30 protein-coding genes are annotated in these 23,624 nt (G+C 61.0%); 7 read left to right on the top strand and 23 right to left on the bottom strand.

Annotated features, from left to right (window positions below; genetic code table 11):
• Positions 1–105: 105 nt before the first annotated feature.
• Positions 106–882, top strand: a complete 777-nt coding sequence (locus ACOZ4O_RS09845; RefSeq protein WP_424525136.1) for an HpcH/HpaI aldolase family protein — start codon at positions 106–108, stop codon at positions 880–882.
• Here ACOZ4O_RS09845 and arcS read toward each other — a convergent pair.
• Positions 879–2,636, bottom strand: coding sequence for an archaeosine synthase subunit alpha (gene arcS, locus ACOZ4O_RS09840; RefSeq protein ID WP_424525135.1), 1,758 nt, complete (start codon positions 2,634–2,636; stop codon positions 879–881). The genes ACOZ4O_RS09845 and arcS overlap by 4 nt on opposite strands.
• On the bottom strand, positions 2,633–4,132 hold the full coding sequence (gene tgtA, locus ACOZ4O_RS09835; RefSeq protein ID WP_424525134.1) for a tRNA guanosine(15) transglycosylase TgtA: 1,500 nt from the start codon (positions 4,130–4,132) through the stop codon (positions 2,633–2,635). Before tgtA ends, arcS begins: the two co-directional genes overlap by 4 nt.
• A gap of 79 nt (positions 4,133–4,211) precedes the next feature.
• On the opposite strand from tgtA, the gene ACOZ4O_RS09830 reads away from it, so the two are divergent.
• Positions 4,212–6,152 (top strand): PQQ-binding-like beta-propeller repeat protein, encoded by a 1,941-nt coding sequence (locus ACOZ4O_RS09830; RefSeq protein WP_424525133.1) that lies wholly within the window; start codon positions 4,212–4,214, stop codon positions 6,150–6,152.
• Here the strand turns inward: ACOZ4O_RS09830 and ACOZ4O_RS09825 are convergent, their stop codons facing one another.
• Positions 6,153–6,692 (bottom strand): NUDIX domain-containing protein, encoded by a 540-nt coding sequence (locus ACOZ4O_RS09825; RefSeq protein ID WP_424525132.1) that lies wholly within the window; start codon positions 6,690–6,692, stop codon positions 6,153–6,155.
• A gap of 40 nt (positions 6,693–6,732) precedes the next feature.
• Positions 6,733–7,434, bottom strand: coding sequence for a hypothetical protein (locus tag ACOZ4O_RS09820; RefSeq protein ID WP_424525131.1), 702 nt, complete (start codon positions 7,432–7,434; stop codon positions 6,733–6,735).
• A 306-nt stretch (positions 7,435–7,740) separates the two neighbouring features.
• Here ACOZ4O_RS09820 and ACOZ4O_RS09815 point away from each other — a divergent pair, with 306 nt between their 5' ends.
• Positions 7,741–8,283, top strand: a complete 543-nt coding sequence (locus ACOZ4O_RS09815; RefSeq protein WP_424525130.1) for a type IV pilin — start codon at positions 7,741–7,743, stop codon at positions 8,281–8,283.
• A gap of 461 nt (positions 8,284–8,744) precedes the next feature.
• On the opposite strand, the gene ACOZ4O_RS09810 is transcribed toward ACOZ4O_RS09815, so the two are convergent.
• Genes ACOZ4O_RS09810 through ACOZ4O_RS09800 form a run of 3 tightly spaced genes read right to left on the bottom strand, consistent with a single transcriptional unit; the run spans position 8,745 to position 10,414 of the window.
• A complete protein-coding gene (locus ACOZ4O_RS09810; protein ID WP_424525129.1) occupies positions 8,745–9,803 on the bottom strand; it encodes a tyrosine-type recombinase/integrase in 1,059 nt (352 codons plus the stop codon).
• 21 nt (positions 9,804–9,824) lie between these two features.
• Complete coding sequence (locus ACOZ4O_RS09805; RefSeq protein ID WP_424525128.1) at positions 9,825–10,100, bottom strand: hypothetical protein; 276 nt, start codon at positions 10,098–10,100, stop codon at positions 9,825–9,827.
• Positions 10,097–10,414, bottom strand: coding sequence for a hypothetical protein (locus ACOZ4O_RS09800; RefSeq protein ID WP_424525127.1), 318 nt, complete (start codon positions 10,412–10,414; stop codon positions 10,097–10,099). The genes ACOZ4O_RS09805 and ACOZ4O_RS09800 overlap by 4 nt, the downstream gene beginning before the upstream one ends.
• 545 nt (positions 10,415–10,959) lie before the next feature.
• Between ACOZ4O_RS09800 and ACOZ4O_RS09795 the strand changes: the two genes are divergently transcribed.
• From ACOZ4O_RS09795 to ACOZ4O_RS09785, 3 genes are all read left to right on the top strand, one after another.
• Positions 10,960–11,262, top strand: a complete 303-nt coding sequence (locus tag ACOZ4O_RS09795; protein WP_424525126.1) for a repressor phrH2 — start codon at positions 10,960–10,962, stop codon at positions 11,260–11,262.
• On the top strand, positions 11,262–12,140 hold the full coding sequence (locus tag ACOZ4O_RS09790) for a hypothetical protein (RefSeq protein ID WP_424525125.1): 879 nt from the start codon (positions 11,262–11,264) through the stop codon (positions 12,138–12,140). The genes ACOZ4O_RS09795 and ACOZ4O_RS09790 overlap by 1 nt, the downstream gene beginning before the upstream one ends.
• A gap of 243 nt (positions 12,141–12,383) precedes the next feature.
• Positions 12,384–13,310: a hypothetical protein gene (locus ACOZ4O_RS09785; RefSeq protein ID WP_424525124.1), complete on the top strand. Its 927-nt coding sequence runs from the start codon at positions 12,384–12,386 to the stop codon at positions 13,308–13,310.
• On the opposite strand, the gene ACOZ4O_RS09780 is transcribed toward ACOZ4O_RS09785, so the two are convergent.
• The 4 genes from ACOZ4O_RS09780 to ACOZ4O_RS09765 all read right to left on the bottom strand — a co-directional run bounded on the left by ACOZ4O_RS09780 (position 13,311) and on the right by ACOZ4O_RS09765 (position 17,482).
• Positions 13,311–14,300 (bottom strand): hypothetical protein, encoded by a 990-nt coding sequence (locus ACOZ4O_RS09780; protein ID WP_424525123.1) that lies wholly within the window; start codon positions 14,298–14,300, stop codon positions 13,311–13,313.
• Positions 14,301–14,310: 10 nt separating this feature from the next.
• Positions 14,311–15,060, bottom strand: a complete 750-nt coding sequence (locus ACOZ4O_RS09775) for a hypothetical protein (RefSeq protein WP_424525122.1) — start codon at positions 15,058–15,060, stop codon at positions 14,311–14,313.
• Positions 15,061–15,140: 80 nt separating this feature from the next.
• A complete protein-coding gene (locus ACOZ4O_RS09770) occupies positions 15,141–16,820 on the bottom strand; it encodes a DEAD/DEAH box helicase (RefSeq protein ID WP_424525121.1) in 1,680 nt (559 codons plus the stop codon).
• 74 nt (positions 16,821–16,894) lie between these two features.
• Positions 16,895–17,482 carry a tyrosine-type recombinase/integrase gene (locus tag ACOZ4O_RS09765; protein ID WP_424525120.1) on the bottom strand — a complete coding sequence of 196 codons (588 nt, stop codon included), beginning with the start codon at positions 17,480–17,482 and terminating at the stop codon, positions 16,895–16,897.
• A 248-nt stretch (positions 17,483–17,730) separates the two neighbouring features.
• Between ACOZ4O_RS09765 and ACOZ4O_RS09760 the strand changes: the two genes are divergently transcribed.
• Positions 17,731–18,540 carry a hypothetical protein gene (locus ACOZ4O_RS09760; RefSeq protein ID WP_424525119.1) on the top strand — a complete coding sequence of 270 codons (810 nt, stop codon included), beginning with the start codon at positions 17,731–17,733 and terminating at the stop codon, positions 18,538–18,540.
• 24 nt (positions 18,541–18,564) lie between these two features.
• On the opposite strand, the gene ACOZ4O_RS09755 is transcribed toward ACOZ4O_RS09760, so the two are convergent.
• The 12 genes from ACOZ4O_RS09755 to ACOZ4O_RS09700 all read right to left on the bottom strand — a co-directional run bounded on the left by ACOZ4O_RS09755 (position 18,565) and on the right by ACOZ4O_RS09700 (position 23,624).
• Positions 18,565–18,969, bottom strand: a complete 405-nt coding sequence (locus ACOZ4O_RS09755; RefSeq protein WP_424525118.1) for a hypothetical protein — start codon at positions 18,967–18,969, stop codon at positions 18,565–18,567.
• 110 nt (positions 18,970–19,079) lie between these two features.
• Positions 19,080–19,487, bottom strand: a complete 408-nt coding sequence (locus ACOZ4O_RS09750) for a hypothetical protein (RefSeq protein WP_424525117.1) — start codon at positions 19,485–19,487, stop codon at positions 19,080–19,082.
• Positions 19,484–19,762: a hypothetical protein gene (locus tag ACOZ4O_RS09745; protein WP_424525116.1), complete on the bottom strand. Its 279-nt coding sequence runs from the start codon at positions 19,760–19,762 to the stop codon at positions 19,484–19,486. The genes ACOZ4O_RS09750 and ACOZ4O_RS09745 overlap by 4 nt, the downstream gene beginning before the upstream one ends.
• The gene (locus tag ACOZ4O_RS09740) at positions 19,759–20,007 is read right to left on the bottom strand and encodes a hypothetical protein (RefSeq protein ID WP_424525115.1); all 249 of its coding nucleotides are present in this window, start codon (positions 20,005–20,007) and stop codon (positions 19,759–19,761) included. Before ACOZ4O_RS09740 ends, ACOZ4O_RS09745 begins: the two co-directional genes overlap by 4 nt.
• 14 nt (positions 20,008–20,021) lie before the next feature.
• Positions 20,022–20,480, bottom strand: a complete 459-nt coding sequence (locus ACOZ4O_RS09735) for a hypothetical protein (protein WP_424525114.1) — start codon at positions 20,478–20,480, stop codon at positions 20,022–20,024.
• Positions 20,480–21,043, bottom strand: coding sequence for a hypothetical protein (locus tag ACOZ4O_RS09730; protein WP_424525113.1), 564 nt, complete (start codon positions 21,041–21,043; stop codon positions 20,480–20,482). Before ACOZ4O_RS09730 ends, ACOZ4O_RS09735 begins: the two co-directional genes overlap by 1 nt.
• Positions 21,044–21,289, bottom strand: coding sequence for a hypothetical protein (locus tag ACOZ4O_RS09725; RefSeq protein ID WP_424525112.1), 246 nt, complete (start codon positions 21,287–21,289; stop codon positions 21,044–21,046). It abuts the gene before it with no gap.
• Entirely contained in the window at positions 21,289–21,729 is a 441-nt protein-coding gene (locus ACOZ4O_RS09720; protein WP_424525111.1) for a hypothetical protein, read from the bottom strand. Before ACOZ4O_RS09720 ends, ACOZ4O_RS09725 begins: the two co-directional genes overlap by 1 nt.
• Before the next feature lie 93 nt (positions 21,730–21,822).
• On the bottom strand, positions 21,823–22,161 hold the full coding sequence (locus tag ACOZ4O_RS09715) for a hypothetical protein (RefSeq protein WP_424525110.1): 339 nt from the start codon (positions 22,159–22,161) through the stop codon (positions 21,823–21,825).
• Position 22,162: 1 nt separating this feature from the next.
• On the bottom strand, positions 22,163–22,519 hold the full coding sequence (locus tag ACOZ4O_RS09710; RefSeq protein ID WP_424525109.1) for a hypothetical protein: 357 nt from the start codon (positions 22,517–22,519) through the stop codon (positions 22,163–22,165).
• A gap of 94 nt (positions 22,520–22,613) precedes the next feature.
• Positions 22,614–22,850 (bottom strand): hypothetical protein, encoded by a 237-nt coding sequence (locus ACOZ4O_RS09705; RefSeq protein WP_424525108.1) that lies wholly within the window; start codon positions 22,848–22,850, stop codon positions 22,614–22,616.
• Between the two features lie 51 nt (positions 22,851–22,901).
• Positions 22,902–23,624 (bottom strand): hypothetical protein, encoded by a 723-nt coding sequence (locus tag ACOZ4O_RS09700; protein WP_424525107.1) that lies wholly within the window; start codon positions 23,622–23,624, stop codon positions 22,902–22,904.

The following is a 23,624-nucleotide window of genomic DNA, read 5'->3' as shown; positions in this document are numbered from 1 at the left end:
CAGAAAGTCCGACAGTTCAAACTCGTGGACGACTTCCTCGACCGCCGGCTCTGAGCGGTCGCGGGGGCCGAACGTTATTTTCGGGATGCCGCCGACTGTTCGGGTATGGTGAACGAACTGCGGGAGACGCTCGATTCGGACGGCGTGGCGCTCGGCGTACTGGATAACACGTACAGTCCGACGCTGGTGGAGTTCTACGGCGAACTCGGGATGGATTTCGTGTGGCTGGACTTCGAGCACGGCGGGCCGGACCCGTGGGACGCGAGCAAGGTGGAGGACCTGTTGCGGGCGGCCGAGGGCACGGACGTCGACCTCCTGGTTCGCCTCCCCGACACCGACCCGACGCTGGTGCGGAAGGCGCTCGATTTGGGGGTGCGGAACGTCTTCCTGCCGCGGGTGAAGACCGCCGACGATGTGGAGGAGGCGGTGCGGTCCGCGCGCTTCACGTACGACGGCGAACCCGGTGAGCGCGGGCTCGGATCGCCGCGCGCCCGCCGCTGGGGGCTGAAGGACGACTACGTCGAGCGCGAGGACGCGGAGACCGTCGTCGGCACTACCATCGAGACCAAGGAGGCCGTGGAGAACATCGACGACATCCTCTCCGTCCCCGAACTCGGGTTCGTCTTCCTGGGGCCGCTCGACCTCTCCGTCTCCTACGGCCACCCCGGCAAACTCGACCACCCGGACGTGCAGGACGCGCTGGAGACCGTTCGCACCGCCGCCATCGACGCGGACGTGCCGGTCGGCGGACTGGGCTTCGGGATGGACGACGTGAACGAGAAAGTGGACGCTGGCTACCAGATTCTCAACCTCGGCAGCACCACGGGCGCGCTCAAGGGCGCAGTCCAGGGCTGGCTGGACGGCTACGACGGCGAGCGCTAGAGTTCCTCGGAGTGCCGGACGTCCACGGCGATGCCGCGCGTGCTCTCCGACATCTCTTTTCCATTCATCTCGGCTTTCCCGACGGCGAACGCGCTCGGTCCCTGGACGACGACTTCGTCGCCGACGCGGATGTCGTCGTCCGCGTTCACGATACCGGGCGCGAGCACGGAACCGCGCGGCACGAAGTCGTCGATTTCGACGGTGTTCGTTTCCACTGGGGAGTCGACCCAGCGGCGCGCACCGTGGATGGTCAGTGAGAGCAGGCCGTACTGGGGAACGAGCGCGGCGAGCTGTTCGCCGTCCGCGTCGAGCGCCTGGAGTTTCGGGTAGCGGCCCTGGACGGTGATGTCGCCGAGGAGGTCGTCGCCCGCGCCGCGCCCGAACTGGTAGTCGGCGACGGCGCGCAGCGTGCGTTCCTCGCGCTCGGACACCCATATCTGGTCCTCGTCCGAGAGGGCGTCCCGGAGGTTCGCGAGGCTCTCGCCCGTCGTCGGGTGGTCCTCGACGGTGTACTCCACGGGAACGTCGAGGTCGGATTCGACGCGTTCGACGATGTCGCGGTAGCCCTCGGGCGGGACGTGCGCGATGACGCGCGGGTAGTCCGTGTTTTCGAGGTAGCGCCGGAGGACGCGCGCGACGAACTGCTTCTCGTCCTCGCTCCAGCGGCCGGTGACGACGGAGTCGTAGTGCTGGGCGGGATACGTGAGTTCGAGGTCCTGCGGGACGACGCCGATGGGCGAGGTCATGGAGACGACGTGCGCGCGGTACTTCGCGGCGTCCTGGAACTGGCGGTGGCTCTGACTGTCGCTGTAGGGTTTTCGCGCGCTGCACGGCACGAGGAGGAGCGGGCGGTCGTCGCCGTACCGGTTCACGTACCGGCTGGTGACGCGGTCGGCGAACCGCTGGATTTCGACGCGGCGGAGCGTGTCCTCGGACGCGGCGAGGAGGAGGTTGTCGCGCTGGACGGGCGTTCGTTCTTCGAGGTAGCTCCAGTCCTGGTCGAGTTCGCGGAACGCGGCGGTGAGCCAGGCTTCGTGGCGCGCCTGTCCCTCGACGTAGTCGCGGAGGCGGCCCTGCCGGATGCGGGTGCGAACCCGGGAGAGTTCGGCGCGTAGCGCGTTCAGGTTGTGTTCCTTGCAGTGTTCGCGCGTGAACTCCGCGAGGGGGCGCTGGCAGGCCGGGCACGCGCAGGGGAGGTCGTCCAGTTCGGCGAGTTCGTGTTCGCCGTCCGTGGTGAGGTACGTGCCCTGGGTGCCGTAGACGGCGGCGCGGTGGCCGTCGAGGAGGTCGACGCCGGCGTAGGCGAGGACGGCGGCGTTCGCGGGCGTGGCGACGCCGGAGAGGTAGAGCGCGCTGTCCGCGGGCAGTCGCTTCTTGGCTTCGACGACGGCGTTGACGAACGCGCTCGCGTGCCCGACGAATCCGGGTGCGTTCGACAGCACGTAGGCGTCCGCGCCGTAGTCCTCGGCGGTGCGGGGCGTGACGACGGCCGCGCTCGGGTAGTCCACGTCGGGGTAGTCGGGCGCGAACGACTCCTGGACTTCCTCGCGCGTCCCCGCGGGGAAGCCGCGGTAGGGGAGGATGGTCAACTGGGAGTCGTCGCCCGTCGGGAACTCCTGGGACTGGAACCACTCGCTGCCCGCGTCGTCTACCACATCGTCCACGAGCGCGGGCGTCGTGACGGACTCCGAGAGTCGGAGTTCGCCGAGTCGAGCGGCCGAGTCCCGCTCGTGCACCTCGAAGTAGTCGGTCATGCGTCGTCCTCCGCGCCGGAGTCAGTAGTGTGTCCCGTTTCGAGGTTCACCAACTCCACGCGAGGCGGCACGTAGTCGAGCGCGCGCGCCGGCCAGTCGCGGTGCGCGAGCGTGAACTCGGTGTCGGGGTTGAGCGCGACGAGTCGGCTGACGCCCTTCGCGGCGGACTCGTAGCCCGCGTCGTCCATGCGCTCCGGAACTTCGGCAGTGAAGGGGTAGCTGGTGGCGAGTTCGCGCGGGTACGGGCCGAGCGGCGGGCGGACGCGCCACGTCTCGTCGAAGTCGTCGTCCGTTCCGGATTCCGCGAGGAGGACCGTGTCGGGGAGCGAGAATCGCTCCAGGCGCTCGCGGTGCCGAACGACCTCGGGGCGGCGCGCGGACTCGGGCGAGGTGTAGTAGAAGGTGTCCTTGCTCACGGGGTCGGACGCCTCGTACTGGTCGGCGTGGTCGAGGAACGCGCGGTAGCCGTCGAGGACGCGGGGATGGGCGTGCGCGCGCGCCTCCACGAGTTCGAGCAGGCTCCCCTGGCGAATCGCCTGTTTCACGCGGCGGAGTTCGGTGAAGGAAACGTGGAGGTTGTGCTCGGCGAGCAGCTCCTCCTGTGCGGCGTCCGGCATCCGCTGGACTTCGTCGGGCGTGTGGTCGGCGCAGACGGGACAGCCGCAGGGGAAGTACTGGAGGCTGTCGAGGTGTTCGGTTCCGTGGACGGTGAGGTAGCGGCCGTCGCGGGCGTAGAGCGCGTACGCGGCGGAGTCGAAGAGGTCGCAGCCGAGCGCGGCTGCCAGCGCGAACATCATCGGATGGCCGGCGCCGAACAGGTGGACGGGGGCGTCCCGGCCGAGGCCGCGCTTCGCGGCCGCGACCACGTCCGCCATCTCGCCGTATCGGTAGTCGTTCATCAGGGGAACGACCGCGCCGATGGGGAACACGTCGAGGGACGTGTTCTCGGCGTGTCGGCCTGCTCGCTCCCGGAGGTCGGGGTACGTCGACCCCTGAACGGGCGCGTTCACGAGCATCTCGCCCGTGTCGACGGTCTCCGCGAGTTCGAGGCGGCGCTGGGTCTCTTCGAGTTCTTCCTCGGCGCGCTCGCGGGGCACGTCGGGCGGCGTCGGGATGTCCACGGGCGTGCCGATGTCGCTCCCGATGGCGTGCTGGAAGTCAAGAATCTCCTCGGTGTCGGTGTCGATTTCGCCGTACTCGGCGAGCTGGAAGCTCCCGGAGTCCGTCATGATGGCGCCGTCGAAGTCCAGCATCTCGTGGAGGCCCTCGTCGAGCGCGCGCTCCCGGAGGTCGGCGTCGTTCTTGATGATGTAGGAGTTCGTGATGAGGATTTCCGCGCCGAACTCGCGGAAGCGGGCGGGGTCGACGGTGATGATGTTCGGGTTCACCACCGGCATCAGCGTCGGCGTCTCCACCGTCACGCCCGCGCGGGGGACGGTGAGGTCGCCGATGCGCCCCCCGGCGTCCTGGGCGCGCACCTCGAAGTGGTCTCTCATTAGTCGGTTTCGGGGAGCGCGCGCATTGAGGGTTGTGTATCGCCGAACGTTCTTGTCGCTGCGCGCGAACGTAGCGGGTGTGCCCGTGACTCGACGCGCGTTCCTCGGCGCGGCCGCCACCGTCCCCGCGTGGTCGCTTCCGGGAACTACCCTCCACCACGACTGGACGTACCGCTCGCCCGGCATCGTCTATCCACCACGAGTCACCGAGAACACGCTCATCACGTCCACACAGGGCGAGAACGGCGACCGCGTCGTCGGCCTCGACCCCAAAAACGGCGACGAGCGATGGAGCCGGGCGGGGTCGGTCGGCTGGCAGACCCGGCGCGTCGGCGCGCGAATCGTCGTGCAGGGCGCAGACCAGAGAACGCTCACCGGCGTCGACCCCGCGAGCGGCGCGGTCGCGTGGACGGAGGCGTTCGGCAACGAAGGGGAGACGGTGCTCCGGGAGACCGCCGTGGACCCCGACGCGGGGACGGCGTACGCGGTCACGGGTTCGGGCGTCGTCGCGGTCGATATCGCGTCGGGCAACCGGCGGTGGCGGGTCGGCGGCGCGACCGGGTACGTCGCGGGAACCGCGGAGACGGTCGTCCTCGAAGACGACGACACCCTCGTCGGCCTGTCGGTCGCGAACGGCCGGGAGCGCTGGCGGCACGAGAACGTGGGATGGACGAGGATGCACGAGTCCGCCGGTCACGTTGTCGGCGGACGGCGCGACAGGGTCGTGGCGTGGGACGTGGAGACGGGCGATGTCGCGTGGTGGCGCGAGACCGGTGCGCCGCTCGGAACCATCGGTGACCGCATGCTCCTGCGGACGCAGGCGAATGCGGACGGGATGGAGATCGTCGCGGTCGACCCCGACGGCGCGGTCGCGTGGCGGTACGACGTCCCGGACAGCGCGGGCGTGAGCGTGGCCGGCGACGCTCTCCTCGTGTTCACGGACGGGAGCGGGGAGCTACGCACGGTGACAGTCGTCGCGGAGGGCCAGCCGCGGTGGCAGGACGAGTTCGACTACGCGTTCGGGCTCGTCACGACCTCCAGGGGCGAACTCCGCCTCCCGACCGCGGACGGCGTGGAGGCGCGGTCGCTGTCGGACGGCCTGGTTCGCTGGCGGTACGAGACGCCGGGACGCGGCGTGTACGCGGTGGAGCGCGACGGCCGCGCGTACGTCGGCGCGGAGTCGGCGGACGGCGATTCGTTCGAACTGCACGCGGTTCGGCCGCCGTGGGGCGGGCTCGCGGCGGCGACGCGGTGGGGCGAGCGGAACGCGGGCGTGCTCGCCGCGCTCTCCGGTCTCGGTCTCGTCGGGGCGGCCGTGGCGGGCGTTCGACGGTGGCGCGACCGACGGCGCGTCGAGGGGCACGTGGAGACCGTCGAGCGAGCCGACTACTGGACGACCGCGCGCGTGGAGAACGGAGGCGTCCGCACCGAATACCGGGACGTGGACGAGGCCGCGTTCCGGGACGCGTGCGAGTCGTGGGCGGCGGCGAGCGACACCGAGGGCGTGCTCGCGCTCCGCGAGTGGGGCGTCGACCCGCGGCCGTGGGTGGAGACCGCGCCGTACGCGGAGACGCTCGCGGACGTCCACGACCGGGAGCGCGGCCTCCGCGCGGTGTCGAGCGCGGCGGACACGCTGGCGCGCCTCGACCGACCGCACGGCTTCCTGCGGCCCGCGACAGTCGCGTTCACCGACGACGGTCCGCGAATCCGAGACATCGGAGTCGGCGCACTCGCGGCGGACGCGTGGCCGGACCGGGAGGACGCGTACGCGCCGCCCGAACCCGAACCGACGCCCGCGGGCGACGTGTACCGGCTCGGCGCGCTCACCCACCGCGCGCTCACCGGCCAGCCACCGGAACGCGGAGGGTTCGACGACACCGGGGTCGACAGACCCGTCTCGGACGACCTCCGTGAGGTCGTGGAAACGGCGCTCGCGGCCGACCCGGACGACCGGTACGGGACGCCGCGGCGGTTCTCCGAGTACCTCTCGTGGGCGGCGTTCGCGCAGGAACCGTGGTAGTCAGCAGACGTGGTACGTGAGCACGCCGACGACCGTGCGCGCGTCCCGCACGTCACCGGCGGCCGCGGCCGCCACGAGGTCGTCGAACGACTCGGTGTCCACGCGGATGGTTTCGTCGTGGTCGAGGTCCTGTTCGGCGGTCGGCGTACAATCGTGCGCGACGAAGTGGTGATGGACGGAGTCCGCGTAGCCGTTCGCCGGTTCGACCGTCGTGAGCGGTTCGAGCGACCACGCCTCGTATCCGGTCTCCTCGCGGAGTTCCCGGCGCGCCGCCGCTTTCAGGTCGTCCGCGTCCGCGGGCTCCGTGCCGCCCGCGGGGAGGCCGCGGTTCACGCGACCGACCGCCTCACGCCACTCCTCCACGACGACGACCTCGCCGTCCTCGGTGAACGGCAACACCACGACCGCGGGCGGTTCGCTCAAGTAATCGAAATCGGTCTCCGTTCCATCGGGAAGCCTCACGTCCTCGCGAACCACGTCGAACCCGGGACACGAGTACGCGACCTCCCGCGAACGAGTCTCCCACGCCAACTCTTCCATGTTCGCCCGCAGTCGGACGCGCGTCAAATCGGTTGTGGTGTCAGAGCGAGACCGTCTCCAGGGAATCGCTCAGCTCCCGGACGTGCTCGTTGTACGCCTCCACGAACAGCGACACGTCGGGCGCGTGCCGGCGCACGTCCGGCGCGGACGGCGGCCCGTACTGACCCACGAGGTACACGTCGCCCGCCCGCAGGTAGGACGCGCGACCCTCCGCGTACTTGAGCTCCCAGCGCGTCCCGGCCACGCGGGACGCGAACGACCCGTAGTCGCCGCCGTCGTACCGATGGAGTTCGCCCGCCATGCGGTTCGCCACCTCCCGAATGTCGGAGACGATGCGGTCGCGCTCCGCGACGATGTCGCTGGTGGACGCCGGCTCCGGGAACTCGGTGGAAATTTCGTCCAGCGTCCCCCGCATCGACGACACGTAGTCGTTGAACGCCCGCACGAGCCCGTCGTACTGCTCCATCGCCCGCGCCAACGGCTCCGGCTCCGGGTCGCGCTTCGTCGACACGACGTAGACGTCCAGACCCGCCTTCCCCTCGAACCGCAGGAAATCCAGCCCGCCGTCCTCGTACTTCACCGTCCACTCGCCCTCCCCCACCCGGAACGACCGCCGCCCGTACTCCCCGCCGTCCAACCGCGCGAGCGACCGCGCCAACTCGCCCGCGTGCTCCCGCACCGCCGCCACGACCTCGTCCCGACGCTCGACAGCAGCGTCAGCGCTCAAAAGCTCCGAATCCATACCCCACACTCCGCCGCCATCCCGGATAAACAGACCGCTCCCGTGGAGACGCACCGCACAGCGCCACCCAGCTCAACGAGAACGGAAAACGCGAGTTGGGACTGAGGACGAGTCGTGGCGGCCTCCACGACGGCCCCTGGGTTTTGTCAGAGTCTAACATTCACATCCAGAACCCACACCAACACAGTCACGTCCCATCCAGCAACGGAACGATTCGTAACGAACCAAAGACGAGAACCGCGTCGCACCACGACGAACGCAGTAATGAGAACAGATTAGTGTCACTACACCAGTATCCCAAGTGGAATGAGTTCGTCACCGCGAGCCGTTTCACCGGTTATCGGGAACATCCTCTTGGTCGCTATCGTAGTGATCCTCGCCGCGACAATCTCGATGTTCGCGCTCGGCGTTACTGACGAACTCACCCAACCCAGTCCGACCGTCGGCCACGCGAGCGCCGAACTTGTAATGCAAGATGGATACGAGGGAGGGACGGTCAGAATCAGGCATATCGCCGGGGACACCCTCTCGGCGTCCGACCTCGAAATCGCGGTCAACGCGCAGGACGCCTGCGGAAAATCCGGTCGATTAGTCAACTTACCGGCGAGCGGGGGCGACCCCGTACCGACGAGCGAGTACGTCCGTGGAAACGACATCTTCGACAACTCGTATAATTCGGTCAGCGGACCAATCGGCGAAACAAGTGGCGAATGGAGCGCAGGCGAAACTGCGGCGTTCCGAATAGCCGGAACAGAATGCCAGCTAAACCATGGTGATACAATCGTTGTTCGCGTCGTTCACACCCCAACGAACTCGGTCATCATCAAACAAACACTGACCGTGACGTAAGAACCCACAACAACGACCACAACTACCTACGCGAGGGACTCACCAGTCGAAATTGCGCGATAACCGATAGACGGCCGTCCCGCCAACCGAGAACAAGCGTGGAAAACGCGAAATCGACGTGAATCGTGAAGTAACTATGGACGGTCGACCCACGTCACTCAACACTACGACCCCACCGATTCAGAGCCGGTCAATGAGTTCCCCACCGACCACGAGAGCCTCGCGGTCGCTCGTGGGTGTAGATTGCGGGAGAAGTGGGCCGGCGCGAATTACTGAATCACGGTCGTTCCGCTTTGCTCCACTCCCTGGTTCAAATTCGCTTGGTGCAGTTGTAACCCCCACTACGGACTCCTCGCTATTGCTCGTCGTGTCGTAGTGGGGTGAAAATGGGCCGGCGCGAAATTGATTTGCGGCGGCTCAGGCCCTTCCCATCGGCTGTGCTGTTCGGGTGGGGGGTTCGGTTACTCATCGTCGAGGTCGAGGTTGTCGAGGTAGTTGCGGCGCTGTTCCATCTGCTGACGGCGACGCCGCCAGAGTTCTTCCGGGGAGGGTTTGTCGTAGTACTCTTCGATGACATCAACGCCGGCGTTCACGCGCTGGCTGACGACTTCGATGGGGATGCCGGAGTTCAGTTGCCACGTAATCGAGCCGGTGCGGATGTGGTGGGGTGCCCGGCTCGACGGGCACTTGCTCGCGTGATTGCGCTCGGTCCACTCGCAGACCGGCGGCTCTTTCCCGTGCGGGCATGAGCCGGCCGTACAGGGGAGCGTGGCGAGGTAGCTCCAGACGCGGACGGTGTTGCCCGTCGGGCGGCCGTAGCGGCTTGCCAGCAGCGGCTGCCGCCCGTTCTCGTCGTGAACGTCGTAGCGGTTGCGCTGGATGTAGAGCTGGACTGCGTTCATCGTCTGAGAAGGGACGCCGACGGCGCGCTCGCCGTGGAACTTGTTTTTCAGTGGCGTTCCCGTGCTCGGCCGATGACGGACCTCGACGTAGTTGCCGTCGGGGTACACGTCGCGGATGTCGAGGGCGCGGAGACCGCCCTGTCGAGCGCCCGTGAACCAGGCGAGTTCGAGCAGGACGTGGGCGCGAGTCCCGAACGTTTCGGGGTTCTCGCGGTGGAAGGTGATGAGGTTGCGAGCGGCCTCGGAGTCGAGTTTCGTGTCGCTACTGCGGGCGTCCTCGGGAACGTCGGGAATCGGGACTTTCTCGGCGAGACCGTCGTCGGTGGCACCGAGTTGTTCGAGGAACTCGCAGAATTTTTTCAGCGTGTACATTTCGCCTTCGACGGTCGACGGGGCGACATCACCGCTACGGAGGTCGAAGTATTCGTTCAGGTCGTAGGGCTGGAGGTCGCCGACGCTGGTGATGCCGACGCCTTCACACCATTCAACGAAGAGTTTCAGGCGGCCGTGGAAGCCCGCGACGCTCTTCTCGGTGGCGTCGGTGCGGCGACGCCGTAGGTAGCGCTCTTTCGCCTCGCGCGGTGTGAGGTCGCTGGGGTCGCGACGACGCCTAGGCATCGCCGCCCTCCTCGTCGCCGCTCACCGCTGGGCACCTCCGGCGTGCTTGGCGAAGATGTCCTCCGCCATCCGCACGATCTCGGGTTCATCCTCGCTGACGGCGTCCAGGAACTCGCGGGCGTCGTCGCGCGCGACGATAGCCGCGGTAAGGCAGGAGGCAGTCGCGTCATCACCGGAGTTCGTGGTGTCGCGGTAGGTTCCCCAGTCGCCATCTTCGGTTTCGGCGACGACGAAGAGCGTGTCGGCGTCCTCGACGATGTCCGCGAGTTCGCCGCGGGACAGCTCCTCCTCACTCATGGCTGAACCGCCTCCACGGCCGCGAGTTCCATGCCGTCGTGGACGAGGCCGTTGTGGATCGAAGCGTCGCCTTCAGCGGCAGAACGGAGTCGGTGCGCGCTCCAGGCCCGGCCACAGGTGCGGCAGCGGGCCTGGTAGACGGTGTCGGCGTCCGCGAACCGATTACTCGCGCAGTCGGCGCACGTGGGTTCGTGCGTGAGCGCGTCGAGGCCGGCGGCGGGCGCGCCACACTCGCAGTAGGTCGCGTCGGATTTATCGGGAGTCAGTGCGTCTGTCGACGTGCGGGCTTTGCCCGCAGTGGTTTCAGCGAACATTCTAGGTCCGCGAAACCGCCTTACGGGACGCGTTGCACCGCGTCCCGGCCTTCACAAACCAACCAGAGTCTTCTTCGACCAGCGCAGGGGTCTCGCATCCACACCCAAACACCGGCATTAGATATATCTAACGGTGGTTGTCTCAGACACCAGTAGTCTGTAGAAACTCAGTTGGTTCTAAAAGGCTATATTCCCGCCCCATAGGGACTGGTGGTGCTAATTTAGACCATAATGAGATACAGCGGTTCGTGGCAGTCTGTGTGGGATGACCGGATTCTCGAAATAATCAACGAGCAAGGCCCCAGCTCTCCGAAAACCATCAAGGACACTGGTCTAATCCACGTCTCAAAGCCCCACATCTCGACGCGTCTGAGTAAGCTCGCTGACCACGGTCTCCTTCACCGACTCCCGAACGGCGTCTACGCGATGACCGAGAAAGGCGAAGCCTACCTCGACGGCGAATACGACGCGGAAGCCGAGGAGTTCATCGAGAACCCCGAAGAGTACGAACTCGGCTCGACCGAACAGGAGGCAAACGGAGCGTGATGGCGCGACGAACCGGTATCTGGATGGAAGTCCTCGACGACCGCATCCTCGAATACCTCGCGACGGACGCCGCCGCCACACCCGAGACTATCGCCCGATCTCGGCGGCGGCCCGTGAGCACGCGGAAGATTCGCGAACGCCTCCGCGTTCTCAGTCAAGCTGGCTACGTCAAGCCGTTGAGCGACGACTACGAAGTCTACGAGCTGACGATTTGGGGGCGGCTATACTTGGACGGGGAAGCACGGGCGGATCAATTAGTTCCCGAGCCGGACGAACGGCGGCCGGGTCACGTACTAGGCTGATGTGGTTTGAGCTAGCGGCCTGTAGCGTAGTTATTGTGTTCCTTTTGGAGGTCTGGCTGTTTTATCGGAAGAAGGCTGAGATCATAGAGACCTACGAGATAGATCGGGAACTGAACCCGATTGAGTCGGCAGTCTCAAAGCGCATGCTTCGAGCCTTTCTTCGCTTGCAGAAGTTCGAACTCTCTTTCATTTACTACCGAATTCGGTCGCTACTGATGATTCGCGTTATTTTCGGGAACCTACGAATAATCGAGAGTGCGTTCGCGCTGGTTGTAGCTGCTGGCGTCTATCACTTCGCTGAATCTTCCGCTGTCGTCGGAGCAGCGACTGCGTTCTATGCCTCAATGATTTTCTTCGAATTTCAGAAAGATTACGCCGCTCTATGGCCCCAATCAGTTACGGCATCTCGATTCAGCCCAGAAGAGGTTATGGATGGTGTTAGCGGGAGTGCTGAGATACAAAACTTGGGATCTTCCGAGGCTCGGCAAGTACAGGTGGAATTTCGAGTGACAGATCCGGTTCGAGGATGCCACGTCAGTGTCGGCCCCAAGGAAACCACGAAGACTACGATAGGTGTCCGCTTGGTCGAAGACTACAGTTTCATTTTGGCAGATGAGGCGAATACCGCTAAGTATACTCATCATAGGGCAGCCATGCACGGGTTTTTGGGAATTAATCCGATGGGTGCGGTCGTAGTTCGTTCCCCCGATATGGTCGCGGATTCTCGGAAGTTCATTCGACTTGAGCAGTCGGAAGCAACAACTGAAGCAGAGGCAGAGCAGATGTTTGACTCAATTGGAGACGCGCTTCCATACCTTAACAAATATTCTCTGTCCAAGTCAGACGAGGGTAGCGAGGAGACAGAAGAACAGACGTAGATGTTTGATAGATGGGAAAGCACTCGATTATTTGATACGGGACGCCAACGCTAGCTTTACATTCAATCTCCTGGCGGTCAAAATCGGGGATATCTTTGCGTGAGTTCTGCTTTTGACGCCTACCCGCATAGGTATTTTCTTCGCGTCGTGCGACAGATCGTCACGGTTCACGGTCGGATATGGCGACTTGAAATAATATTCGGACTACCAAGGTTTATAGAAAGTCTATGCATTTAGTCGTCTATGTCTATTCCAGTCCCCCGGAAAGCATCGCTTGAAACTCTTCTTGATATCATTCAAGGATGGTATTCAGCAGGAGCGGAAAAAGAGAGTACAAGTAACTCTGAGGTCGCAAACCGCGTTGGTATCTCGAACGGCTCTATTTCCCGCCAAAACGCCTTTCTTGTCGAGTGTAATATACTGGAAAATGATGGGCGGGGTAAGAAATTAACCGAGGCCGGTGCAACCTATGCACAGGCCCTTCTACAAGAAGAAGAGTTAGCCGGCGAACAGTTAGCGCCTATCCTCTTCGAATACGAGACGACTGATGCGTTTGTAGATTTTCTCTCTATTCGGAACCCGTCTCGTTCAGAGGCTGTTTCTCAACTTGAGGAGATTACTGGACAGGAGGCAGATTCCGACTCCTCTCTCGAAACGCTCCTTGAGTTCTATATTCACTCGAGAATCGTTTTTGAGCGGGACGACGGCAAATTGGACGCTGTTCATGAAGCGGATTTTGAGACAAATCAGGGAGAAGAAAAAGCTGATATCCCAGAAGATTCGAGTATATCTTCAGACGAGCTAATACCTGACGAACCGGGTTACGAATCCGATACGCCTGGGGCGAGTGATCAGCGCAACTCAGCCGAAGGGAGCGATATCTCCGTTGAATATTCTGTTAGCATTTCTTGCGAAATAAGTGGCGACGAGAACCCTTCCCAAGTATATCGAGTAGTACGAGCGATTTCTGAGGGATTGAACACCCAGGCGTCGATTTCGGACGGGTTCGAGGAGGAGTGGTCAACGGATACGGTTACCGATCAGTCCAAAGAACCTGACCACAACGCGTCAAAAACGAATTCGGAGCCAGGTCAGTCTGAACAATCAGATAATCACTCGACGGACACTAAGAGTGATGATATCGACGAAGAGTTGGATTCTTATTTCTAATCATAGAACTTGTCGGTCTTGCACTACGAAAGCGAATACGCTACGGATATAGTGAATTGAAGCAAGAATATAGCCAAATGCCACTTCTTCCGAGACCTCCCATCTTTTGAGAGTCTCTGCATCTTTCCCATGACCCCCACTTGGATTACGCATACCGCCGAGGTATTTACCAGCGTGTAAGTGTCGGGAATTAATCAATTCGTCACTACTGAGACAGTCGGCTAATTCAGTGATTCCGTTTGCATTTGAATATTTCTCGTATCCGTTGCCGTAGTCATTTCCAAGGTCTCTCTGAACGTCTCCTACAGCTCTACCTGCAGCCGCTATCGCACTCCGAGGACGTTCCCAAAATAATTCTAACGCAGTGGTCAGTTCACCGACGGTGTCATCATCCAAGTAGTCGATTATCTCTTCGTCAAGTCTTTTTTGTAGAAATAATCGTGCAAATGGAGGAGACTTAACTGCATCAGCCACTCGCTTGATGAACTCTTCTGTGATTACTCGGGTATCAATACTGAATTCAAAATCACCGTCTGAGGCCTGTTGATCAAAAATGCCCGAATATACCCCGAGTTTTATGAATTGTTTTTCTATATGCTCAGCAGTCACTTCGAACTCGAATAGTACACTTACTTGACTTGCTGAACGGGCTGGATCAGTATCTTGGACTAAGCTTGATACAAAAGATATGAACGGCCGGTACTGCTGCAATCTACTTCGAAGTAGGATTTGTTTTTTCTCTACGGAAGATTGGCGAACTTGCATTCGGAAGTCTCGATTAACTCGATAGCCGTCTTCCTCGCTATCTTCTATAATCAGACGTAATTCTTCACCTAACGTCACTACTGCAGAAGTATAGGTCGAGCCATATTCGATTAATTCACTCAATTCATCCACTGTCAACGGTCGTGGAGCATCTGCAAGCCTCCCAGCAGCATCCATCAGAACCGCTGGATCCACGACCGTAGCGCGGAGTGCATATTCGGACATCTATGGGACTTTACTCCCCGTCCGAATCCGGGTCAAGTGCGTTCTTTACCGCGGTAATGACCTGCTCCACGTTTGCAGGATCGTCGCTGCCGCTAATTTCAATCTGGATATTGACATTCGCAGTAGATTCCTCAACTGAGGCCTCTGTTACGTTAGGCGTGTATGCCGTCGCAGTCTCCTCTGTAGCTGTCTCTACCTCGGTTGAACGGTCAGTTTTTGAGTTAGTATCTTCGGACTCTTTGACCTCGTCAGAGTCTTCCTCACCTCCTCTTTTAGAGAGTTCGTAGCCATCCTCAGTATTCTTAATTATCTGGCACCACTCTAGAAGATTAATGAGCGTCTTTCTACCCCGTTTGTCTGAAGAACTAGAGTTAGCAGATATGTATTCTAGTAGACGGTCACTTTCCACGGGTTCAGGTCGCTGCATACGCAAGAATCCCGTGATTTTAGATGTAAATTCCCACTCCGACAGGGTATCGCTCATCAACGATTTTGCGAGAGTTTCGTTACCAGCCATCAGCGCTTCCGCGATGTCTTCCCCATCCTCAGTCAGAATCCGACCTGACCGCCCCTCTTTTTTGAGTAATCCGATTCCCACTAAGAATTTGGTCTGACGGCCGACCTTATCACTCATATTAGCCGCATTCTCAACGGCGTTTGTACTAACTGGTTCTGAATGGGCTCCCTCCAAGTAGTACGCTTTCAGTATGTCTTTGATATCATCAAGCGACGCACGTTTCGGGATGGGGTAATCGGTCATTATCCCATACTTGAATTGATTATTGATAATTCTTGCTCACCGGTAAGACTACACGGAGCTGAACCGCACGTAGGGCCAAATCAAGATCGGCGTTCGAACTGCAGATTCATTCCTTTCTCCTCAAGGCTGTGTAATCTCTCGCTGAATTTCGCCATCTCACTATCAGTTAATTGAATAATGTGTTGAGGGTTTTGAGAATTCGTATGCATGATTCGTCCAGTTCGCTGTAACTCCTGCCTTCGGGAACTACCATGGAATTGGTATTCAATTGTCCAGTCAAGATCTTCGATAGACAGACCCTCGTCACCAACACGAGAAACTATTGAGATCCGGTTTTTGTCAATGATTTTACGGCGTTTTTGTTTTGCTGTATCACCACTCACGAAGGGTATCTCCAACTCATCGGCGAGTGAGGCCCCCTTCTCAAGAGAGTCACAGAAGATTAGACCCTTCCCCGGGCGCTGATTGACTAATTCCAGAAGATCGTCTCTCTTCTGTCGTGCATCTTGGTAGAGATAGACCCGGATGTCCGGATAATCAACGACCCCTAGTTCAACTAAACTCTGCCAGTCAATACCCACTGGAAATCCAGTTAGTGCGAATATATAGTCAGTCCGTTCGTCTTCACGATAGGGTGAAGCCGATAGGCCAATTCGATACGTTGAGTTAATCGTGGCTAACTTACTGAATGTGTCTGCTGGCAGCCTATGGCACTCATCTGCGATGAAGAGAGAGGGGGCATCAGAGCCCATATACTCCTGAATATTATTTCCGTAAGTTAGGTATTGATACGTCTTAACACTCCACTCTTCAGGAGCCTCACAAAATTTCCTGATTCGATCTTCCCACTGTTGCTCAAGTGTAGCTGTAGGAACAACAACCAACTTTTCTCCCGCGATACGTTCCCCTGCATAGAGTGCTAGAAATGTCTTTCCAGTACCAGGAGGCCAATAGATCCCCACCTTCCCGTACTCAGTAAATTTTTCCCAGGCCGTCTGTTGATACGACCGAAGGTCAACGTTCTCCGGCTCGCCACGCAAGTCTGAGTCCACGATAGGATCCGCACTAAATGGTAAATTCCCGTGTTCGATGAGTTCTGCTATAATTTTGAATTCGCTCCCCTTCTGGATTTGAATCTTGTTATCCCCTACCCGCTTATGCAGCCCACCTTCTCGCCCACCAAGGACTGACCAAGCGTCTTCACGCTCTTCTTCACTACTGAGAGTCAGGATATTATTTTTGATTTCCGCCTCATCAAATCGCTGACCAACGTCGACTTGATCGAGGATTTCGTCCGGGAGCTCTTCGATCCACGAGACATACTTATTTATGATGAATACTTGCCATGCGCCATCCTGTTCATGCAGATGTCCGACATGAAACGGTATAAACTTCGGAACTACAAGATAGTACTCGTTATTAGATTTTGGCAGGAGTTTATATGGATTCTCAGCAAAGGCTTCCAAACTATCAATGTCGAGGCCAGTTAAGTCTAGATGCTTCCTTAGCCCTGTAACCAAATCATTTGCAGCCCCGTAGTCAGTACGAAAATATAGGGTCCGACGGTCGTCAAGCCGGTACTTGTCTATCTCCCCTTGACCAACTAGCCCATCTAACACTTTCCGGGCTGTCGCAATGGAACAGCCTTCACGCTCCGCAACCAGATGAGTGGTTACAAACGGAACCTCAGTGTCATCAAATGCTGACAATGCGTCCGATTCAGTCAGTGCTCGTGGACGCCCAGGTGAATCGCCACTCATCAAACGCTAAGCTCCATTGTTCCCCTATAACGAATCTATTACTTGTTATTGTTTCGCTATACCGAGTTAAAGTATTACAACCACTCCACCTTCCCGCGTTCTCGTTTTTGCGCATCTGGTGAGTACGTTCCGCGGTAGTGTTCTAGGAACGTTTCGAGGTCGTCCCAGCCGCCCCAGTCACAAACCAGGAGAGAATCGACTTCGGCGCTCTTGAGCGCGGTCGCCCACGTCCGCCGGAGATCGTGGAAGGTGAGATAGTTCCAGCCGGGTTCCTCGATCTCGCCGGCCAGCTCGCCCGCGGCACGTTCGACCCACCGGCGGAGCGTCCTGGTCGTCGTGATATCGAGAAGTGGGTCACTGCTGTCGGCGTCGCGGAACTCGTCAAGGGTTCGGATCGTGGTGTAGAGGTCGCGCGGAATCGGCGTCTCACGGAACTTATCGCCTTTCCCATGCCAGACGCGAAGCATCGCGCCGGCTTCAGTATCGACGACGTGTTCGGGAGCGACATCGAGGACTTCGTGACTGCGGAGGCCGCAGCGCGCGCCGAGTGCGAGCGCGATGCGCTGCTGTTGGGTGTCGGCCGCGTCGAGGAGATCGTCGACTTCGTCTTCGCTGAGCCATACCTTCATGTCGTCGCGGGAGTCGTGCGCTTGGAGATTCATGATGTCCGGGTTCCCCGTATAGGAGACAAATTCACCCGTCCATCTAGTTCTATCGGTGGTGTGAACGCGAAAATCGGCCGTGAAATGTCCGACTCTCAGTGTCTAATCGGACAGCGCTTCGAGACCGAGTACATACAGGAGGGGGATTTATTCTTGAGGGAGGAGTATGGATCTTCTATGATATGAGGGGTTTTGGGGTAGATACTGACTCGGCTATTGTTATATTCATCAGTACAATTAGTGGCCTGATGGGCATTGGGTCGATGTACGTTTTTCTTATATCTCTCCAGATGAATCCTCGTAGTAGAGCAACGGTAATAGCGACTCTCTTGGGGGCGATTGGGACATTTCTATTGGCAGTTGTCACCGTCTACAACATCACCCAGACAAACCGCACTCTACGGCTCCGAGAGAAAGAAGCGGAGAAGCCGCTGATAATCGACGAAATTTCGAACATACTCGAGCCGTCGATTACGCAGTTGGAACAGAATCTGGACGCCTTCGAAAATACAGAGGGAGAGGGCTGTGCTTTCAATTGGATTCATGCCACGCCGAGTCCGCAATACGGAGGCGCAAACGGTCCAGGTTCAATCGAGTTAACCGATCCAATTGGACTTGCGCGTATCCAGCAGGATAATCAGAAATTGTACAAAGACTTGGAGCGCCACGAATTGTTCCTCAGAGAACTATCCGAGGATGGAGATCAATTTTATGAACAGATTCGGCCGAAGATACAAGAATTACTCAAAGAGGCTGATATTGAGACTGGAGACGAATCAAACATAGCTATAGCAGTACTCAAGCGTGAAGGGTTCGCTCCAGACCATCGCTTAGAACCCTTCTGGAAGGAGTATAGCGAAGAACTCATTCAGTTCGCTGAGAATCAAGTAAGCCCCTGTTTAACCGATATTAAACAGAAGGAGTGCGCCTATCAGGAGCATTCACGAAACCTTCTGCGCGAGTGCCGATCGAGAAAAGCACACCTCAAGCAGAAATATAAAATATCAGATAATGAAGTTGAGGATGGAGAATCGGATATTCTCCGGGCCTCAATGTGAGTGGAACTTATCTCATAGGTTCGGTTAGTGGTTACGCGTCGCTTCTCGAACGGTGTCGGCGACCTGCTTGATACTACGGGAGTAGACGTTGATGTTCACGCCGCCCGTGTGTACTTCGACGTAGCCGCCGCCGAAGAGGTAGGAGATCGTGGAGATGCTTCGAATACTACTCAGCGGAACCTCGTCGCTGCGCGTATGGAGGGGTGTCGCGTGGGTTTGGACGATTCGATCCTCGGTAATGACGCTCCCGCTCTTCTGTTTCGCACGGTACGTCAGGTAGAGCACGACGATTCCAACCAGGACGGGGAGAAGAACGATTCCGAGCAAGAGCCAGGGCCACCAGCTTCCCCAGCCGGGTTCGACGTTTCCGAGGATTGTTTCTTCCTCGTCGATTGATGCTGCGCGTGCTTGACGTTCGTTGACTGCCATACGTTTCGCTCTCGCTCTCCAGTTAAAAAGCCCAGTCCGTCGCGGAATCTGTCCGCTATACTAGTACGTCTCGGTGATGATAGCCGCGGCGTCGACATCGCCGTGATGGGTCACGCTATCACCGGAATCAAGAACGCACGCCAGGCGGCGTCGACAGGCGTCCAGACGCCGAACGCGTGGCTGACCGCGTCGTCGAGTGCGACTACGGCCCCCACGAAGGCGAGCACTCGCCACCGAAGCGGATACGCGGCCCACACGCCGCCCGGATAGAGGATGCCCGCGAACGTCATCGTGACGCCCGTGAGCGCGAGCGCCGCACCGGCCGCCGGGTAGAACCGCCACACGAAGAGAAACGCGAACAGCGCCAGGCCAGCGCCCGCCATTGCGAACAGAGGTTCGCGGCGCGGGTAGTTGTCCGACACAATCCACGCCGCGAACACGACGACGAGCACACCCCACGTCAAGTGGTGGGGCGCGAACACCGCGCCGTCCGGCACGTGTTCGGCCGGAAAGGTCACGAACTCCCCTCGCCGCCACTCCCTCCGCCGCCGTTACGGAAGTTGCTGATCGCTTGGAGCGTCGACGGCCCAAACGCCCACGTGGTCGCGAGCAACGCTTCGAGGACGAACACATCCCAGACGCGGCCCGGAACCTGGACATCGACGACGAGTGTCGACGCGATGAGCGTGACGTGCGCGGCGACGATGACGCCAGCGAGGACGTCATTCGTCCACCGCCAGCGAGTCTTCGCCGATGTGGTCTCGGCGTCGCCTGTGGTGTCGTTCCGGGTCACGGTTCGAGGAGATCCTTTTGGTGGAGCGCGCGCTTCACTTCGCCGACCTCGCGCTCCGTCTCTTCAGCGAGCTCTTCGACATCGTCGAGGCGGCCGACGACGCCCTGGTCGGTCTCGACATCGTCGTCGCCGGTAAGGAGGCGGTGGCTCGCGCGGGCTTCTTGGAAGCCGCGGCGCGCGTATCCGGCCGCGAACGCTGCTCCGCCGGCGGTGATCGTCGCGGACACACCGACGACATACTGCATCAGCGGATCCATTCTTAGACGAGTCCGCCGACGAAGTCGCCGGCATCGTCGACCACATCGGCGGTGCCGCCGAGCGTCTCGTTCACGATGTCGCTGGTCGCGTCGGTGACGTTCTCGACGTTGTCCGCGGTGCCGCCGAGCGTCCAGTCTGCAGCGTTCTCGACGGCGTCTGCGCCGCCACCGAGCCACCAGTCCATCCCGTCGCTCGTCACGTCGCCCGCGCCTTCCGCGACATCGACGCTGCCCTCGGCGACATCGTCGCCCGTCCAGTTCGAGAGACCACCGAGCCAGTCACCGGTCGCGCGGCCAGCGCCGCCGACGCCTTCGGACACGCCGTTAATCGTCCGGTAGCCGATGTAGACGGCTCCCGCAGCGACGAGGACGAGCATGATGTTGAAGCCCGTCGACTCGCTCGCCGCGTCCGCGACATCGCCCGCGGAGTCACCGGCGAGCGCGCCAGCAGCAGCGCTCATCAGCGACCCCCCGCGTAGAGGGCGATGCCGGCGACCGCCGCGACGGCCGCGATGGTGCGCGGGTCACCGAAGTTGATGTTCGAGAGCGCGCCGCTCTCGGAGCCGGTCGCGGACTCGTTGTCCGGATGCTCGACGTTCGGGGTGGTGTCGCCGCCGGGTTGGACGCCGTCGGCGCCGTGCTCGATCTGTTCGTTCGCGACATCCTCGACGACATCACCGACCGCCTGCTCGCTCGTCTGGTCGATAGCGTCGTCGACGGTCTCCTCGTCGACGTCGAGGAACCGGGCGGCTCCTCCGGTGAAGCCGCTTCCGCCGGCGGGACTGGAGTCGTCGGGGTCGCTGGTGTCTTCGACCTGGATGTCGGTGTCGCCGCTGCCGGTGTCGACGAGCGAGGAGTCCTGGTCGTCCGTGCCGGTCGTGGTGCCGAGACTGGTCGTTCCGAGGGTGTCGCTGCCGGTCTCAAAGGTGGTGTCTTCGCTGCTCGATGCGTCGGTCGCGTTGGGAACGGCAGGCTCGATGGTGACCGGCCCGCCGCCGCCCGTGTTAGGTGCAAGTAATCCCATTTAGAGTCTCCGGCAGGAGTCGGCTCCGAGGCGCACGCACGGACACGCGACGGCCTCGACCTCGCTGACGGCCGTGAACCCCTGCCGGAGGTCGCTGGCCGCCGTCGACGCCGCCGCGGTCACATCGTCCGCGCTCGCCTCGCTTGGTCGGTCGCTCTGTGCGGCGGTCAGCAAAAAGTCCCTGCACGCGCTGATGTAGGCGCGGCGCTGAACCTTCGCGGTCGTGATTTGTGGACGCTCAGCCATCAGAGCACCCTCCGCGCTGTCGTGGTTATGTTGCTATCCCGGACATAAGCGGTGTACCCACCGTCCTCTTGCCGCGCCTGAATCTCTATCTCGTACTCTAGGTCCGCGCGGAAGTACGCGCCAATGGTTTGCGTGCCTGTTTGGGTGTCGTAAGATTCGCCGTCGGGCGAGTTGTCGTCTGAGTTCACGCTTATCGTCCACGTGTTGAGGACCGCCCCGCTGTGCGGGTCTCGCTCCCGGACAACCGCCCGCGCGAACGCGGTGTACGAGTACGACGCCGAGGAGGACCGCAACTCGATTGCGGCGATGAGCCGGTCAGCGTAGTGGAGGGCGTCGTCGCCCAACTGGAGCGTTTGCTGTGCGACGGTCTGCCAGCTCGTCGAACTCGTCGAGAACTCCACGGAGTTCGCGAGCGCAAACTGCGACAGCCCCACGGTCATCCTGCGAACCCGGGCGCGAATCCCTCACTCCATATGAGACTCTCGTTCTGTACCTCTTCCTCCGATTTCGAGTTGTTAGGCCATTCTGCCATGTTAGACTACTTCTCTTAGTTGTGCTCGCACGGGCGTCGAGTTCAACCCGGTCACGCGAACGTGCGTCATCTTGTACGCGATATTCGTCGCCGAATCCCCCGCCTCGGAGAACTCGATAGGCGACTCATCCGCCTCGTACCAGTTCTCGCTGTCATCCGGCGAGAACTCGACCGTCACCGTCACCGCGCCTTCTGCGTGGAGGTAGAGGGTGAACGCGCTGACGTTGCCAATCTCCGCCACGACACCACCGCTGATGTCGTCGGCAGGCACCTGGAGGGAGTCCTCATCGCTGCCTCGGCCCGCGATTTCGCTGACGCGGGAGTTCGTTCCGAGAGGCATCTTAGCCCTCCCACCCGATGACCTGGACGAGATACTCGCGCTCGCTCCCCGTCGCCCGCACGTCCTTCACCGTCACCGTCAGCTCCCTGCGGAGCTGGAGACATGGCAGGAACGTGACCTGGGCGTTGTCGGGGTCGGTCGGCGGCATCGCCGCCGGGCCGAACCGACTCGTACCGTCGACGGCGACCGCGTAGGTCGCGCCCGAGTACTTCGAAACCGCGATGGTCGGGATGTAGTGGAGGTTCCCGCTCGTCGACGGCGACATCGTGATGGTTGCCTTCTGCCCGGGTTCGAGCGCGACGGATTCCGTCTCGTGGACGGGCGCGTCGCTCGGATCCGGCTTCGGTACCGGGTCCATCAGTCTTCCTCGTCGTCGCGGAGAAGGCCGGCCTCGCGGGCCGCCCTCTCGCGCTCTTCGTCGTCCATCTCGTCGATGTCGACGCGGTCCGTGTTCACCGTTCGGACACCTCCAGGTAGAGGAGTGCCATCCACATCAGAATCTGAATCCCCGCGGCGACGACCATCACGTCCTCGCGCGTCCAGCCGGACGCGTCGAAGAACGAATCGAGATGACTGTCAAGACTCGCGGCGTCGACATCCACATCGGTCGCGAAGCTCGCAGTAGCCTGGTTGCTGTTACCCCCATCGAGGCCACTATCGTTCGCATTCGCGTCCGACGCTGTCGACATGATGTGCATGCCGCCGGCGGTTTCGCTAACCAATCCGCCCTGCATTGCGGGTTACTGGGTCGCCGCGACCTGGGCGATAACGTCTTCTACCCAGTCGGGGATCTCCCGCTCGCTGCGCTCAATGGGAATGGAGACGAGCTGGTTCGTCGCGCTCGCGCCGTTGTCCATCGACCACACGACCTCGTAGGGGCCGTCGACGTAGATGTCGAGACTCCAGTCGGTCGGAATCACGCCCTGAAGGGGGTGATCGAAGTCGAATCGGAGCGGCGTCTTGTTCTGGTTCCGGCGGTTCGCGAGACCGATGTCGGACTCGTCAATGGTCTCGAACGTGCCGTTCGGCGCGGTCTTCCGAATCTCGAGATGCGCCTGGTCGCCGCTGACGTAGAAGATGTCGATGTCGCTGTTCGCGTTCGCCGGGGTCACGGACACCGTGTCCGCGTCGTAGTCGACGGAATCGACGGTGAGCCGACTGCCGCCCTCGAACGCGACGACATCGACCGGAATCGACGGCGACTCGATGAGGTTGTGCGAAAGCGTGAACTGCTCCTGGGTGCCGGTGGTGCCGTCGCTCGTCCGGCGTTCGTGCGCGATGAGGTCGATGTTGTACGTCTCGTCGTCCTTGACGGCGACCGGCCGATTGAACTGATGAGACGCGACCTTCGTGCGTTCACCGGCAACCACATCCGCGGTCTCGAAGTCGGACGCGGAGAGCGTGTTGTGGGCCGTCGGCACCTGCTCAAGCTGGCGGACGGCCTTCTGAACCGGATTCGCCAT

The organism is Salarchaeum japonicum (assembly GCF_049705945.1).
In the GTDB taxonomy this organism is placed as follows: domain Archaea; phylum Halobacteriota; class Halobacteria; order Halobacteriales; family Halobacteriaceae; genus Salarchaeum; species Salarchaeum japonicum_A.
The sequence above is the reverse complement of the archived record's forward strand: the minus strand, read 5'-3'. Positions and strand labels throughout refer to the sequence as shown.